Here is a 14,486-nt window from a genome sequence, read left to right as displayed (position 1 = left end):
AAACAATTAAATAATAAGAAGGTATATGGCTATGAGAAAACTGACCGCACTGTGTGTGGCTACCCTAATGTGCTCGCCTGTGTCTGCGCAGAGCTATTTTAGTCAGCTGCTTATCTTTGGCGATAGCTTATTAGACAGCGGTAATTTAGGCCGCCGGTTTACCAATCGGGTCGGTGATGGGAGCGGTGATTTTACCGTGGGCGACTATGCCAATATTGCCCCGCAATATTTGGGTATGGCGCTAGGCTTGCCGACTGATCCTGCTGTAAGTGGGGGTACGAACTACGCTGTTGGCGGCTACGAAACGGCAGATATCTTAAACTCGATAAACGGCACCGGTCTCGCCCTGCCCGCGGGTGGTGCAGTTGCTAGGCCTGCCTATTTAACAGAGCACAATACTATTGATTCGAATGCTTTAATTTTGATAGACGGTGGCGGCAATGATTTCCTTAACGGCACCGCATTTGACCAGACTAGTATCGTAAATTCTGCCCAGACACTGATCGCTGGTGTATCAGCCATCAGTGCGGCCGGCGGACGTTATATCATGCTTAGCAATTTACCTGATTTGGGTAATACCGCAGCGGCGCAGGCACAAAACTTTGTCGTTCCAGGTTCGGCGGCGGCAATATCGGCGGGGGCCGCGGGTTACAATCAGGCCTTAATGACCTTCGCGAATTTTAGTTCGGCTAATATTATTCCAGTGGATTTAGCTGGGGTGATCACCTATATAGCCGCCAATGCGGAGGATTATGGATTCGCCAACGGCGCTAATATTGCGTTTGGCCCGCTGGGTACATTTGATCAGCGCTATATGTGTTTCGACGACAGCGGCGGCGACTGTATTGAGCATCCGGTATTTGGTATCGACGGCGCAAACCCTGACCCCAGTAAATTATTGTTTAACGACGGCGTTCATCCAACCGCCAAAGTGGGTGAGATTACCGGCGATTATCTTATTGATGTCGTGATGGCCCCGCAGTTGGTCGGTCGCCTGTCAGGTATTGCACTCGGTATTGCGCGCACGCAGCACGACAGCCTCTCGCAAATGCTCAGGGAAAATCGCTGGTTTGAAAATACCGATAGATTATTTATTAATGCCAGTGGTGCAAACGAAGATACGCCAAGCGGTGGCGATCAGAAAACCAGCCATTTAACCCTTGGCTACAATAGTGCGGTATCACCGGCGATGAGCTTGGGCGCGGCGCTCAGTATGTCAAAGCACGAAACTGACACCGATGGCGGAGATTTTTCTGCCAGCAGTGTTGGTCTGAGTGGCTTGCTTAATTACCGCGATGGCCAATGGTTGGCGGAGGGTAGTGCCGGTCTGAGTGTGATTGATTACAGTGATTTGGACAGGCACTTTAATTTGGGTGATCGCGCCTTAACGGCGTCAGGTGGCAGCGACGGCTACGGCTGGCATCTTGACGGTCAAGTGGCATACGAACTTTCCTCATCTAAAAATATCAGTATTGCGCCGGCTCTGGGGGCGCGTTTTTTGGCCGGTGCAGTAGATGGTTACACCGAGTCTGGCGGTGCGGTTTCTAATTACCAATGGGGCGAGCAAAGCCGTCAGAGTCGTCAGCTTCGTGCAGGGCTATTGGCAAATTTAAGCGTGAATGGCGGTATTAATCTTTATGCTGAAGTGTTCTCTGTGTCAGAGCTTGAGGATGCGGATGAAACTATTGAAGTCACCAATACCAATTTAGGCTATGCAAGTTACCGCATGCCGAGCTATCGCGCAGACGGAGACAACTTTGTCGATGCCAGTATCGGTGCGGCGGTGCTTTTCGACAAATCTCGCCTGGCGCTAAACGTAAATTACAGCGACGAGGGTGAGGGGCGCGAAAGCGTGATGTTGAATTATTCACTACCTTTTTAAGGCGTTATTTTCGAAATATAGAGCCCCTTTCGCAGGGGCTTTTTTATTGACGTTTTTTATTTCGATGACATCTTTTGCAGTCGGTTTAGCGCCCACGTAATGTGTTCTCTAGCCATCTCATCCGCTACGGCATATTGGGTGTGAAGAGCGCGAATCGCGTCGTCATTTGCCGGCGCATTGCCAATTCCCACGGCGAGATTTCGCAGCCAGCGTTGGTAGCCAATACGCCGAATGGCAGAGCCAGCGGTATTGTCGAGGAACTCCTGTTCGGTCCATAAAAATAGGGAGACTAGTTCGCTGTTATCGAGTTGGTGGCGGGGAGAAAAATCAGTTTCTGTCGTTGTTTGTGCAAATTTATTCCAAGGGCATACAAGCTGACAGTCATCGCAACCGAAAACGCGATTTCCCATTAGTGGGCGCAAGTCTTCTGGAATGCTGTCTTTTAGCTCAATGGTCAAATAAGAAATACAGCGGCGGGCGTCCACTTGATATGGCGCAACAATGGCGCCTGTTGGGCAGTCGTCTAAGCAGGCGCGGCAACTCCCACAATGACCTGTTTCTTGCGGCGGGTCGGTAGGCAGGGGCAGGTCTGTATAAATCTCACCTAAGAAAAACCAGGAACCCGCTTTGCTGTTGATCAGCATGCTATTTTTGCCTATCCAGCCCAAGCCAGCTTGTTCAGCAAAGCCCCGCTCAAGTACCGGTGCGCTATCGACAAAGGCGCGGTGACTGCCACCGGCGACGGCGCTAATTTTCTCCGCCAATTGACTCAGGCGTTTGCGGATGAGTTTGTGATAGTCACGCCCCAGTGCATATCGAGAAATATAGGCCTTAGAGGGTGAATTTAAGATTTCTTCACAGTTTTCGCCGTCGGGTAAGTAATCTAAGCGCGCACTTATAACACGGACGGTGCCTGGCAGTAGTTCTGCTGGCGCAGCGCGGAGGCCTTCGCGCTCGGCCATATAGTTCATGTCGCCGTGATATTGCTTTGCCAACCAGTTGCGCAAATGCTCTGCGTGGACAGCATTAGTGGCGGGGCTAATGCCAATGTGTGCGAAGCCAAGCTCTCTGCCCCAGTCTTTAATCTGCTGGGCCAGTTCGTCAAGATTGGTCGAGGTGATGGACATCAAGTTGCCGTTGCCTAATGAGCGTGGTCGTATTGGGCATTTTACACCCTTGGGGCGCGTCTGTATGTCGCCTTGGATTTCGCGTTTAGTGAGTCCTAGGTCTATTCTGACGCGTGTTACTACGAGTCAGTTTTTGTTCTTTTTAGTGGCAGTAGATCTCCTAGAATATTTTTTGTAGTTGTTGTTTGCGGCGCCACTACCGTTCTTTTGCCGTTCTGCTAGAATGCGCCGCCATTTCGGCACTTCCCTCTGAGTTTTCTCTCGCTGGTATTTAAAAATTGCGTGTAATTGCCTTCGTGTTTATGACGCTGTTGACGTCTGGTTGTGCATCGATGTTCGATGGTATGTCCCTGGCTGCCCAAGCCAAATTTCAACAAGTACTAGCTAATACCTTTGCCCAAAAGCTCAAATCCGGTATTGATTTGGTGGTTGATCAGTTAGCGGCAAAGGGCGGTTTTTTGGATGATCGGCTAGTGCGGGTTCTACTGCCACCGCCACTTGGCTTAGTGATTGATGTGGCCCGGGATTTAAATGACAAGCCCGAGGCGGCCTTGCTGGAAATTATGATTAACCGCGCCGCTGAAAATGCCATTCCGGTGGCGGGGCCAATCCTGAAAGATATCGTGGCCAATATGGAGCCCGGTACTTTGCAAAAATTGCTGCACTCGCCTCGCAGTGCAGCGACTGAATTGTTGGTAGCTGAAGGGGCTGGGCTTGTGCAGTCGGCGATGTTGCCGGTTGTGCGTCAGAGCCTTGAGGCTGACGGTGCCATCAAATTGTATGAGGATTTGCTGAGTGAAGAGGAGAAAAGCATCGTCAGCGCAGAGGCTGATGGCGATGTTGATGCGGGTGTTCCCGCCGAGTCGGTTTCGCCAGATCGCTTGGCTCAGTACGTGGTAGAGCAGGCTGCTGGTACGCTATTTAAAAAGGTGGCCGCGAAAGAGCGGCTTATTCGAGATTCGCTTGATAGTGTAATCGCTGCGTCAGCATATTAGTTTTGGTGTCGTGTTACCCAAGTTCCTCTGAGCTAAGTTTGCCAGCACTGCTTTGGGCGCTATGATAGGAATGTGTAACGCATAATCGAGAAGCGCTGTATGTCACTTACCACACCTAGTGAGTCCATGATCGCTGAGCAACTACTATATACCGCGTCGCAGGTGCGGGAGCTGGACCGACTCGCGATTGCCGGTGGTATCAGTGGTTTTGACCTTATGCACAGAGCTGCATTGGCTGCTTTCCGTGAACTGCAGCAGCGCTGGCCAGACTGCTCGCCGATAGAAATATTTTGCGGAGGTGGTAATAACGGCGGGGATGGCTATCTGATTGCGGTACTGGCGGCGGAGCATGGTTTGCCTGTTCATGTCTGGGCCTTGGCCGACCCTATGGCGCTGAGTGGCGATGCGGCGCTGGCAATGCAAGCTGCGGTAGATGTCGGCGTGACGGTGCAAGCGTGGACGGGGGCAAGTCCTGATCCCCAAGCAATTGTGGTCGACGCGATGCTGGGAACTGGTTTGACGGGTGCGGTGCGTGAAAAATATGCTCAGGCGATTGCCGCTATTAATGACAGTGGCGCGCCGGTGCTGGCGATAGATGTACCATCGGGCTTGTGCAGTGATACCGGCAATCGGCTTGGCGTTGCTATTCGCGCTTCACTAACGGTTAGTTTTATTGGCCGAAAGCGCGGTTTATACACCCTCGATGGTGTCGACTGCGGCGGTGTTAAGGTGTTCGATTCCCTGTCGATACCACGCGACGTATACAGTCAGCTCAAGCAAAGCGGTGCCGCAAAGATCGAGCAATTGAATTGCACATCGATGCTGGCGCGGTGGGGCGTGCGTCCACGCAATAGTCATAAAGGTATGTTTGGCCATGTGTTGGTAATTGGTGGCGATACGGGAATGGCTGGAGCGGCATTGTTGGCCGCGACAGCGGCAGCGCGCAGTGGCGCCGGTTTGATTTCATGCGCAACTCGGACAGAGCATGTCGCCGCTTTTATAAGCGCTAGGCCCGAAATCATGGTGCACGGTGTTAACGTCGTCGCGGATATCCTGCCCTTATTGGCAAAAGCGAGTGTGCTAGTGCTGGGGCCAGGTTTGGGGCAGAGCGCCTGGGGCTATGACTTGTTAAATGCGGCATTAAACAGTGATAAGCCAGTGGTGCTTGATGCTGATGCGCTTAATATGATTGCCGCAGAGCCTAAGCTCCTGCAATCTCATCGCGGGCCACGTATACTCACGCCACATCCGGGCGAGGCGGCGAGACTATTAGCTTGCAGTACCACCGAGTTGCAAAAAGACCGTTTTGCTAGCGCCTTGGCCATTCGGGATAAATATCAAGCGACGGTGTTATTGAAAGGTGCAGGTACGCTTATTGCCGCCGCGTCGCCTGAGTCGTCGATGTATTTAAATAGCGGCGGCAATGCCGGAATGGCGACTGGCGGCATGGGAGATGTGCTCGCAGGCGTTATTGCCGCGTTTGTCGCCCAAGGTTGCGAGCCCACTTTGGCGACCTGCTTGGCGGCAGCAGTGCATTCCGCTGCGGCGGATTGCGCTGCCGAGCATGGTGAGCGCGGTATGCTGGCAAGTGATGTTATTGATAATTTACGAGGTGTGATCAACGGGTATGCAGCGCTATCTTGACGGCGAAACCGAAACCGTTGCGGCGGGAGAACTGTTCGGCGCTGCAATGCACCGTGGCGCGGTAGTCTATTTGGATGGACAGCTTGGTGCCGGTAAAACCACATTTTGTCGAGGTGTTTTGCGTGCATTTGGCTATATCGGGCCAGTGAAAAGCCCTACCTACACCTTGGTCGAAGCCTACGAAGATTTAGTTTTTGGCGCGGAACCGGCTAAGTCTAAGGCGGTCACTGTGTATCATTTTGATCTTTATCGTCTCGGTGATCCGGAAGAGCTGGAGTATATGGGCATCCGTGATTATTTCGAGCAAGATACAATATGTTTAATTGAGTGGCCCCAGCGTGGCAGCGGTTTTTTGCCATCTGCCGACATAATGGTTAGCATTGAACCGCAGGGAGTGGGCCGCCTTCTTGCCGCGCGTGGCAATACCTTACGCGGGCAGCAAATTCTGGCGCAGTTGAGCGAATATGAAACGGATTAGCAGTGCATTATTGTGCGGTTTACTATTTATTGCGGCCACTGCGCAGGCTGCAGAAGTCCGCGACGTTCGCTTTTGGCGGGCACCTGATCACAGTCGGGTGGTGTTTGACTTAAGCGGGCCGGTAGAGCATGAACTGATCACGCTCGACAATCCCCGACGCCTTGTTATTGATATAAAAGGCGCCAATCTTACCTCTGATACCAGCAAGCTCGAATTTACCAATAGTCCCATTACGCGCTTACGTCATGCGGAAAAGCCGGGTGGCGCGCTGCGTATTGTTTTTGATCTTAGCGACGACGTTCAGGTAAGAAGCTTTTTGCTCACCGCAAGTGGCGAGTTACGTGATCGCTTAGTCGTCGACTTTTTAGATAAAGTTGAGAGCTCCGGTGGTGGAACGCCCACGGCGGCCAGTGCGACCAAGAGCGCGCCAAGGGTCACTAAAAGTTTACAGAATAGCTCTCATCGCGATGTCGTGATCGCCATTGATGCCGGTCACGGTGGAGAAGATCCTGGCGCCATCGGCCCAGGTCGGGTTAAAGAGAAAGAGGTTGTCTACAAAATTGCACTGCGTTTAAAAGAGCGATTTGAAGGCAAGAAAGGATACCGCGTGGTGATGATCCGCGATGGTGATTACTATGTAGGTTTAGCTAAGCGTCGCGATTTGGCGCGAAAAGCTCAGGCCGACTTCTTCGTATCTATTCACGCCGATGCGTTTACCAATCCCAGTGCGAATGGTAGTTCGGTATACGCGCTCTCTAAGAGCGGAGCGACCAGTGCCTCGGCGCGGATCTTGGCACAGCGTGAAAACGAGGCAGATTTGGTTGGCGGCGTAAGTTTGTCTGATAAAGACCAGGTACTTGCGGGCGTGCTTACAGATCTATCGATGACGGCAACCCTGGACGCAAGTTTAAGTGTGGGTGGCCAGTTGTTGGGCGAGATGGGGAAAATATCGCGACTGCACAGCAAACGTGTTGAGCAAGCGGGCTTCGCCGTACTGAAATCGCCCGATATTCCCTCCTTATTGGTAGAGACGGGTTTTATTTCAAATCCGCATGAGTCGAGTAAATTAAAAACCTCGAGCTATCAAGGCAAAATGGCACAGGCAATATATGAAGGTATTGATCGCTATTTCCGTGAAAGTCCGCCACCAGATACCTATTTTGCAGCGGTAAAACGCGGTGATATCACACCGGCAGGTGGGCGTTCTACGCCTGGGTCGAGTGTGCGAGAGTACGTTATTGCAAATGGCGATACCCTGTCTGGTATAGCGCATCGCTACAATGTGCCATTGCGTGATTTACAGCGCCATAATCAATTGTCGGGTAGTGATATCCGCGTCGGTCAAAAAATAAAGATTCCCGCTTCCTAATGACAAAAATCCGTTTACTAGATCCGCGCTTGGCGAACCAAATTGCAGCCGGTGAGGTTGTTGAGCGCCCTGCCTCAGTTGTCAAAGAGTTACTTGAAAACAGTCTCGATGCCGGCGCTCGCCGAATCGAGTTAGAGATTGAAGATGGCGGCGTGAAGTTAATTCGCGTGCGCGATGATGGTGAAGGCATCGCCCATGACGATTTGCCTTTAGCACTTAGTCGTCACGCCACCAGTAAAATTTCGGTCCTTGAAGACTTGGAGTCAGTGGCGAGTTTAGGTTTTCGCGGTGAGGCTTTGGCTAGTATTAGCTCGGTATCGCGCTTGAGTTTAAGTACGGCCCGCGAAGGCAGTGACTCTGGTTGGTCTGCGCGAAGCGAAGGTCGCGATATGGAAGCGGTGTTGGCCCCCGTTGCCCATCCACGTGGCACGACGGTTGAGGTGCGAGATTTATTTTTTAACACCCCGGCCCGCCGTAAATTTCTGCGTACCGAAAAAACTGAATTTAATCACCTGGACGAGGTGGTAAAGCGCCAGGCTTTGAGTCGTTACGACGTGGGTTTTTCTCTGCGTCACAACGGTCGTGCCATTCACAGCCTCAAACCCGCAGATAATCAGCTAGAGCAAGAGCGTCGTTTGGCCGCGGTGTGTGGCCCCGCTTTTATGGAGCAGGCGCTCTATATAGATCGCGAAGCCATGGGCTTGCGATTGTGGGGTTGGGTGGCGCTGCCGAGCTTTTCTCGCAGTCAGGCAGACTTGCAGCATTTTTATGTCAATGGCCGCTATGTGCGTGACCGCTTGGTGGTGCACGCAGTGCGTCAGGCCTATCGCGATGTCCTGTTTCACGGACGTCATCCCGCGTTTGTTTTGTATTTAGAGTTAGCGCCGGCGTCGGTTGACGTCAATGTCCACCCGACTAAGCACGAAGTGCGCTTTCGAGATGGCCGCACAGTGCACGATTTTATCTTCCGCACCTTGCACAAAGTGCTGGCGGATGTGCGTCCCGACACTGTGCCGCAAAATGCGTCGGTGCCTCAGCTCTCTGGCGAGCCAATGCTGGCGATGCCGGAAACCCAGGCGGCGATGGCACTGGCCGACAGCGGCGCGGGCTCTAGCGCAGCGCTTGATGTCGCGCCGAGCTTTAACTCGGTGGATGGCTATCAGCCTCAGTATCGGTCTAGTGCGGCGTTCTCGAATACGTCGGGTGTTGCTGATCAACAGGCCGCTTACCAGCGTCTACAGGCTCAGGAGCCGGTTAATAACGCGGCGAATAGCAGTGTTACACCGCCGCTGGGCTACGCCTTGGCGCAATTAAAAGGTGTGTATATTCTGGCTGAAAACCAGCAGGGCTTAGTGCTGGTCGATATGCATGCGGCTCACGAGCGTATTACCTACGAGCGTATGAAAAACGCCCGCGATGGCGAGGGTATCCGCAGCCAGCCATTGCTTGTACCGATGAACTTGGCGGTCAGCGAGCGCGAGGCGGACTGTGCCGAACAGCACAGCGATGTATTTGCTGAGTTGGGTATGCGGGTAGAACGCGCTGCTTCAGAGTCTGTCATTGTTCGCGAATTGCCAACCATATTGGCGGACACCTCGGTCGAGCAGTTGGTTCGCGATGTGCTATCTGACTTGCTGGAATTCGGCAGCAGTGATCGTATTCGCGCTCACATAAATGAAATTCTATCGACCATGGCCTGTCACGGTTCGGTGCGGGCTAATCGGCGCTTAACGCTGCCCGAAATGAACAGTTTACTGCGAGATATGGAAGCGACTGAGCGCAGCGGCCAGTGCAATCACGGACGTCCAACCTGGGTGCAGGTCGGAATGGCTGAGTTGGATAAATGGTTTTTACGTGGTCGCTAGCTCATCCTTAGATACCGAAAGTGATTTACCGCCGGCCATATTTTTAATGGGGCCGACCGCAGCGGGTAAAACCGATTTGGCCTTAGCGTTAAGCGACCATTTGCCCTGCGATCTTATTAGTGTGGATTCAGCCCTAGTTTATCGCGGATTAAATATTGGCAGTGCAAAGCCTGATGCAGATACGTTGGCGCGCTACCCCCATCAGTTGATTGATATTTGCGACCCATCAGAACCCTACTCGGCGGCGCAATTTCGTCGCGATGCGCTCGCGGCGATGGCGGCTAGTGCGTCAGCGGGACGTATACCGCTGTTGGTGGGTGGTACCATGCTGTACTTCAAGGCCTTAATGGAAGGCTTGGCCGACATGCCCAGTGCCGATCCCGCGGTTCGGGCCAAAATTAGTGCGTTGGCGGCGGAAAATGGCTGGCCGGCGGTGCATGCGGAATTGGCTGCTGTAGATCCGGAATCGGCGGCGCGTATCCACCCCAACCACTCCCAGCGACTATCGAGAGCGCTGGAGGTTTACCAAATCAGCGGCGTTACGATGACCCAATGGCAGGCTAGACAGTTGGCGCAGACATTGCCCTATCAAGTACATCAATTTGCGATTGCGCCACCTGATCGCGCGGTATTGCACCGTCGTATTGAACAGCGCTTGCGACAAATGTTTGATAGCGGTTTTATTGATGAGGTTGCGGGCTTAATGGCGCGTGGGGACCTCCATCCCGACTTGCCATCGATTAGGGCGGTGGGTTATCGCCAGGTCTGGGAGCATTTGCGGGGTGATTATGACAAGAACGAGGCGTTTGAGAGAGCCTTAATTGCCACCCGTCAGTTAGCTAAGCGCCAATTAACGTGGTTGCGGGGTTGGTCAGATTTGATGTGGTTAGATTCTGGCGAAAATACGGAATCCCAGCTAAATAAGGTCTTGATGCGATATGGCGCTGCCGTAGGACATTAACTTACGGTATACTGCAAATTACCCAGTCTGATTACGAACTAATTCGCAGGTTTGTGATCCATATTGCTGCTTTTTATTGATAGGTTTTATCAACGCCCGGTTTGGGCATACAGGAGGCTACACCATGTCAAAAGGGCATAGCTTACAAGACCCTTATCTGAATATTCTTCGCAAGGAGCGTATTCCGGTATCGATTTATCTGGTTAACGGTATCAAGCTTCAGGGCCAAATTGAGTCCTTCGACCAATTTGTTGTGCTGTTGAAAAACACGGTTAGCCAAATGGTGTACAAGCACGCCATTTCTACCGTTGTACCGTCTCGTGTTGTTCGTTTGCCGATGGCGCACCCGCCAGAAGATGACGAAGAACAAGAAGACGCTGAATAACGGCAATTCTTTGAATTGAGGTTCGTCCTTGCTATTTGAAAGACCTAATTCCGGTGAGCGTGCAATTCTCGTCCATCTGGATTTTCACAGTGAGAACGAGCGAGAAGATTCCAACGAATTTGTGCAGCTGGTCACCTCCGCAGGGGGAGACCCAGTTGCGTTCATCACCGGCTCGCGTCAGCGGCCGGATGCTCGACTATTCGTCGGTACCGGTAAGCTCGAAGAAATTCGCGAAGCGCTAATCGCCAATGAAGGCGAGATCGTGCTGTTTAATCACGCCCTTTCTCCCAGTCAAGAACGCAACATCGAGCGCGAGCTGCAGTGTCGCGTGCTTGATCGTACTGGTTTGATTCTCGATATTTTTGCTCAGCGTGCGAATACCCATGAGGGTAAATTGCAGGTTGAGCTTGCTCAGCTTCAGCACATGTCCACACGTCTCGTGCGGGGCTGGACGCATCTTGAGCGGCAAAAGGGCGGTATCGGTTTGCGAGGGCCGGGTGAGTCTCAGCTTGAAACGGACCGCCGACTATTGCGTGCGCGTATTACGAGTATTCAGGCGCGGCTGCAAAAGGTTCGCAAGCAGCGCGAACAGGCCAGACGGGCGCGGCGTCGTGCTGAGATCCCCGCCTTATCTTTAGTGGGTTATACCAACGCGGGGAAGTCGACGCTCTTTAATGTGCTGACAACCTCAGATGTCTACGCTGCTGACCAGTTGTTTGCGACGCTTGACCCGACGGTTAGGCGTATTCAGGTAGGTGACGTCGGCCCCGTTATTTTGGCTGATACGGTTGGTTTTATCCGTCATCTCCCCCATAAACTGGTCGAGGCATTCCGAGCAACGCTGGAAGAGGCCGCGATGGCGGATTTGCTGATCCACGTTGTTGACTGCGCGGACCCTGAGCGCAACGATAATATAAAGCAAGTGGTTGGTGTGTTAGCGGAAATCGGCGCGGGGGATATTCCGCTGCTTGAGGTGTATAACAAAACTGACCTGGTTGATGTCGAACCGCGTATAGAGCGTGACGATACCGGCAGGCCGGTGCGAGTTTGGCTTTCAGCGCGGGACTCGAAGGGCTTGGCGCTGTTTTATGAGGCCTTAAGTGACATTCTCGGTAATGAAATTTGTGAAACAACTATTACCCTGACTGCGGGTCAAGGCCGATTGCGGGCCTTACTATACGGGCTCGGCGCAGTGCTTGATGAAAAACTCAATGACGATGGCTCGCAGAATTTACAGCTGCGCTTGCTGGAGTCGGATTGGCAACGATTTTTGTCGAACGAGTCGGTAAGCGAAGCGCTTTTGCACTCGACGCGTCCGGTTAGCACGCAGGAAGAATTCTGCTAGACTGCCCGCCGGACATTAAGTCGTTGGATCGCTGATTCTATGCGAAGGCCAATACGGTCGTGATAATTTAATAGCGAACAATACGATAACATAGGAGAGGGCTATGGCTTGGAATGAGCCGGGTGGTGGCAAAGACAACGATCCTTGGGGTGGTAAAAACCAAGGGCCGCCGGATTTAGATGAGGCGCTAAAAAAGCTTCAGGAAAAGCTCAACGGTATTTTTGGCGGGGGTAAAAAGCCCGGTGGAGGTAATGGTGGGGACGTCAAAATAGGCGCGAGTACGTTTGCTATCTTTGGCGTACTAGCGGTTATTGTCTGGGGCTTGTTCGGCTTTTATCAGGTCGACCAGCAGGAGCGGGCAGTGGTCTTGCGTCTGGGCGTGTATCACCAAACGGTAATGCCAGGTCTGCGCTGGAATCCACCGCTGATTGATGAAGTGAACAAAATAAATGTGACCAAAGTGCGCGGAGTGGCTAGCCGCGGTCAAATGTTGACTGAAGATGAAAATATTGTTGATGTCGCCTTGTCGGTTCAATACACCGTCGCTGACCCAGCCAACTTTCTTCTCAAAGTAAAAAGTCCTGAGCTCAGCTTGGAGCACGCGCTGGAAAGTGCGCTGCGTCATGTGGTGGGCAGTTCAAAAATGGATCAGGTTATTACGGAAGGCCGCGAACAGATTGCGGTTGATACTCAGCAGCGCCTGCAGGCGTATTTGGATACTTACCAAAGCGGTATTTTGGTAGCCAAGGTTAATATTGAAGATGCCCAAGCGCCGTCGCAAGTGCAGGACGCTTTTGATGACGTAACACGAGCCAAAGAGGATCGCGAACGTTTAAAGAACGAAGCCGAAGCGTATGCAAATGGCATTATTCCTGAAGCGCGCGGTGCGGCTCAGCGCCAACTAGAAGAAGCGCAGGCGTATAAAGAGCAGGTTGTGGCAAGGGCAGAGGGTGAGGCGCAGCGATTCGCAAACTTATTTACTGAGTATCGCAAGGCACCTCAGGTGACTCGCGAGCGTCTGTATATTGATGCCTTAGAAACCTTATACAGTGACGCGACTAAAGTGATGGTCGACGTCGATGGCGGCAACAATATGATGTATCTGCCTATCGATAAATTAATGGATAAATCTGCGACTGTTCGCAAGGGTTCTCAAGAAGAAGTCGATATACGTGCGTTGACAGATAAGGTGGTTGAGCAGTTACGCCGCGATACGCAAACCACTCGCAGAGAGGGTCGCTAACATGGGTAATCGTTCTTTTACCGTTGTCATTTTATTGTTGGGCGCGTTGGTGCTGGCGTTCAATTCTTTGTATATCGTGCGTGAGACTGAACGGGCCGTACTGCTCAAGTTTGGTGAAATCGTCGACCCCGATATCGCAGTGGGTCTGCATATTAAAACACCGTTTGTGCATATGGTGCGTAAATTCGAGCGTCGTATTTTGACCTTGGATGCGCCGACGCAGCGTTTTTTAACCATTGAGAAAAAGCCGCTAGACGTGGATTTCTATGCTAAATGGCGTGTTATCGATACCCAAAAGTACTATACCGCGACCAACGGTGAGGAAGTTCGCGCCGAGGGTTTGTTAGCTCAGCGTATTAATACTGGTCTGCGAAATAAGTTCGGCGAGCGTACCTTCCACGAAGTGGTGTCGGGTGAGCGCGATCTGTTGATGACCGATTTAACTCGCGACCTCAACGAGATCACTACTAGCGAATTTGGTATCCAGTTAGTTGATGTCCGAGTTAAACGTATCGATCTGCCATCGCAGGTTAGCCAGTCGGTGTTTGACCGGATGAAGTCTGAGCGTGAGCGCGAAGCGCGCGAGCATCGCTCTACTGGTCGCGAATTGGCTGAGAAAATTCGTGCGACGGCTGATCGTCAGCGCACTGTTATCGGTGCAAATGCCTACCGTGACGCGCAGGTGTTGCGCGGTGAGGGCGACGCATTAGCAGCCCGCACCTACGCGGCGGCTTATAGTGCCGACCCCGAGTTTTATGCTTTTGTTCGCAGCTTGGAAGCGTATCGGGCGTCATTTAGTAATAAAGGTGACCTCTTGGTCGTCGACAGCAAAAGCGAGTTCTTCCGCTACCTGAAGCAGGGTGCGGATAAGCGATAAGTTACCCTTTCACTCCTCGCTATAGCGGGGAGTGTGGTATCATTCACACATCCGGGCTGATCCGAGACCGAAACGTCTTTGGGCAGCGCGGATTTTTTATGTTTGTGGCAGGCAAAGCGCATGTGGCAGGAACTGTCAGTGGCTCTCAGTCTGGTACTTATTATTGAAGGTTTGCTGCCGTTTCTGAGTCCAGAAAGATGGCGGTTACTAGCATACCGGATGGCAGATATGGACACTAAAACTGTTCGCATTGTCGGTTTAATAAGTATGTTATCGGGCCTCATTTTATTGAGTGTGCTGCGATAAAGTCTGATG

General features: G+C 52.3%; 13 protein-coding genes. 12 read left to right on the top strand and 1 reads right to left on the bottom strand.

Annotated features, from left to right (window positions below; all coding sequences use genetic code 11):
• Window positions 1-31: 31 nt before the first annotated feature.
• Window positions 32-1,882, top strand: coding sequence for an autotransporter outer membrane beta-barrel domain-containing protein (locus KXJ70_RS06655; RefSeq protein WP_219042641.1), 1,851 nt, complete (start codon window positions 32-34; stop codon window positions 1,880-1,882).
• Window positions 1,883-1,938: 56 nt separating this feature from the next.
• Here KXJ70_RS06655 and queG read toward each other — a convergent pair whose 3' ends face one another.
• The gene (queG, locus tag KXJ70_RS06650) at window positions 1,939-3,009 is read right to left on the bottom strand and encodes a tRNA epoxyqueuosine(34) reductase QueG (RefSeq protein WP_219042640.1); all 1,071 of its coding nucleotides are present in this window, start codon (window positions 3,007-3,009) and stop codon (window positions 1,939-1,941) included.
• A 278-nt stretch (window positions 3,010-3,287) separates the two neighbouring features.
• Here queG and KXJ70_RS06645 point away from each other — a divergent pair, with 278 nt between their 5' ends.
• From KXJ70_RS06645 to KXJ70_RS06595, 11 genes are all read left to right on the top strand, one after another.
• Window positions 3,288-4,004 (top strand): DUF4197 family protein, encoded by a 717-nt coding sequence (locus KXJ70_RS06645; protein WP_219042639.1) that lies wholly within the window; start codon window positions 3,288-3,290, stop codon window positions 4,002-4,004.
• A 99-nt stretch (window positions 4,005-4,103) separates the two neighbouring features.
• A complete protein-coding gene (locus KXJ70_RS06640) occupies window positions 4,104-5,648 on the top strand; it encodes an NAD(P)H-hydrate dehydratase (RefSeq protein WP_255558211.1) in 1,545 nt (514 codons plus the stop codon).
• Window positions 5,632-6,126 carry a tRNA (adenosine(37)-N6)-threonylcarbamoyltransferase complex ATPase subunit type 1 TsaE gene (gene tsaE, locus KXJ70_RS06635; RefSeq protein ID WP_219042638.1) on the top strand — a complete coding sequence of 165 codons (495 nt, stop codon included), beginning with the start codon at window positions 5,632-5,634 and terminating at the stop codon, window positions 6,124-6,126. Before KXJ70_RS06640 ends, tsaE begins: the two co-directional genes overlap by 17 nt.
• On the top strand, window positions 6,113-7,495 hold the full coding sequence (locus tag KXJ70_RS06630; RefSeq protein ID WP_219042637.1) for an N-acetylmuramoyl-L-alanine amidase: 1,383 nt from the start codon (window positions 6,113-6,115) through the stop codon (window positions 7,493-7,495). Before tsaE ends, KXJ70_RS06630 begins: the two co-directional genes overlap by 14 nt.
• Window positions 7,495-9,360, top strand: a complete 1,866-nt coding sequence (gene mutL / locus KXJ70_RS06625) for a DNA mismatch repair endonuclease MutL (protein ID WP_219042636.1) — start codon at window positions 7,495-7,497, stop codon at window positions 9,358-9,360. The genes KXJ70_RS06630 and mutL overlap by 1 nt, the downstream gene beginning before the upstream one ends.
• Window positions 9,361-9,406: 46 nt before the next feature.
• Window positions 9,407-10,321, top strand: a complete 915-nt coding sequence (gene miaA, locus KXJ70_RS06620; protein ID WP_219043106.1) for a tRNA (adenosine(37)-N6)-dimethylallyltransferase MiaA — start codon at window positions 9,407-9,409, stop codon at window positions 10,319-10,321.
• 124 nt (window positions 10,322-10,445) lie between these two features.
• On the top strand, window positions 10,446-10,706 hold the full coding sequence (gene hfq, locus KXJ70_RS06615; RefSeq protein ID WP_219042635.1) for an RNA chaperone Hfq: 261 nt from the start codon (window positions 10,446-10,448) through the stop codon (window positions 10,704-10,706).
• A 28-nt stretch (window positions 10,707-10,734) separates the two neighbouring features.
• On the top strand, window positions 10,735-12,051 hold the full coding sequence (gene hflX / locus KXJ70_RS06610) for a ribosome rescue GTPase HflX (RefSeq protein WP_219042634.1): 1,317 nt from the start codon (window positions 10,735-10,737) through the stop codon (window positions 12,049-12,051).
• Between the two features lie 103 nt (window positions 12,052-12,154).
• Entirely contained in the window at window positions 12,155-13,294 is a 1,140-nt protein-coding gene (gene hflK, locus KXJ70_RS06605) for an FtsH protease activity modulator HflK (RefSeq protein ID WP_219042633.1), read from the top strand.
• A 1-nt stretch (window position 13,295) separates the two neighbouring features.
• On the top strand, window positions 13,296-14,171 hold the full coding sequence (gene hflC / locus KXJ70_RS06600; RefSeq protein ID WP_219042632.1) for a protease modulator HflC: 876 nt from the start codon (window positions 13,296-13,298) through the stop codon (window positions 14,169-14,171).
• Window positions 14,172-14,291: 120 nt separating this feature from the next.
• On the top strand, window positions 14,292-14,477 hold the full coding sequence (locus KXJ70_RS06595) for a DUF2065 domain-containing protein (protein WP_219042631.1): 186 nt from the start codon (window positions 14,292-14,294) through the stop codon (window positions 14,475-14,477).
• The last annotated feature ends 9 nt before the right edge of the window (window positions 14,478-14,486 follow it).

This window comes from Zhongshania aquimaris (assembly GCF_019312595.1).
In the GTDB taxonomy this organism is placed as follows: Bacteria; Pseudomonadota; Gammaproteobacteria; order Pseudomonadales; family Spongiibacteraceae; genus Spongiibacter; species Spongiibacter aquimaris.
Note: the sequence above shows the minus strand (reverse complement) of the source record. Positions and strands in the feature narration are given on the sequence as shown.

Excerpts from the sequence above, each read along its gene's own strand:
- hflK (WP_219042633.1), top strand. The coding sequence starts at position 12,155 with ATGGCTTGGAATGAGCCGGGTGGTGGCAAAGACAACGATCCTTGGGGT.
- KXJ70_RS06630 (WP_219042637.1), top strand. The coding sequence starts at position 6,113 with ATGAAACGGATTAGCAGTGCATTATTGTGCGGTTTACTATTTATTGCG.
- hflC (WP_219042632.1), top strand. The coding sequence starts at position 13,296 with ATGGGTAATCGTTCTTTTACCGTTGTCATTTTATTGTTGGGCGCGTTG.
- KXJ70_RS06640 (WP_255558211.1), top strand. The coding sequence starts at position 4,104 with ATGTCACTTACCACACCTAGTGAGTCCATGATCGCTGAGCAACTACTA.
- tsaE (WP_219042638.1), top strand. The coding sequence starts at position 5,632 with ATGCAGCGCTATCTTGACGGCGAAACCGAAACCGTTGCGGCGGGAGAA.
- KXJ70_RS06595 (WP_219042631.1), top strand. The coding sequence starts at position 14,292 with ATGTGGCAGGAACTGTCAGTGGCTCTCAGTCTGGTACTTATTATTGAA.
- KXJ70_RS06655 (WP_219042641.1), top strand. The coding sequence starts at position 32 with ATGAGAAAACTGACCGCACTGTGTGTGGCTACCCTAATGTGCTCGCCT.
- miaA (WP_219043106.1), top strand. The coding sequence starts at position 9,407 with ATGGGGCCGACCGCAGCGGGTAAAACCGATTTGGCCTTAGCGTTAAGC.
- queG (WP_219042640.1), bottom strand. The coding sequence starts at position 3,009 with ATGTCCATCACCTCGACCAATCTTGACGAACTGGCCCAGCAGATTAAA.
- mutL (WP_219042636.1), top strand. The coding sequence starts at position 7,495 with ATGACAAAAATCCGTTTACTAGATCCGCGCTTGGCGAACCAAATTGCA.
- hfq (WP_219042635.1), top strand. The coding sequence starts at position 10,446 with ATGTCAAAAGGGCATAGCTTACAAGACCCTTATCTGAATATTCTTCGC.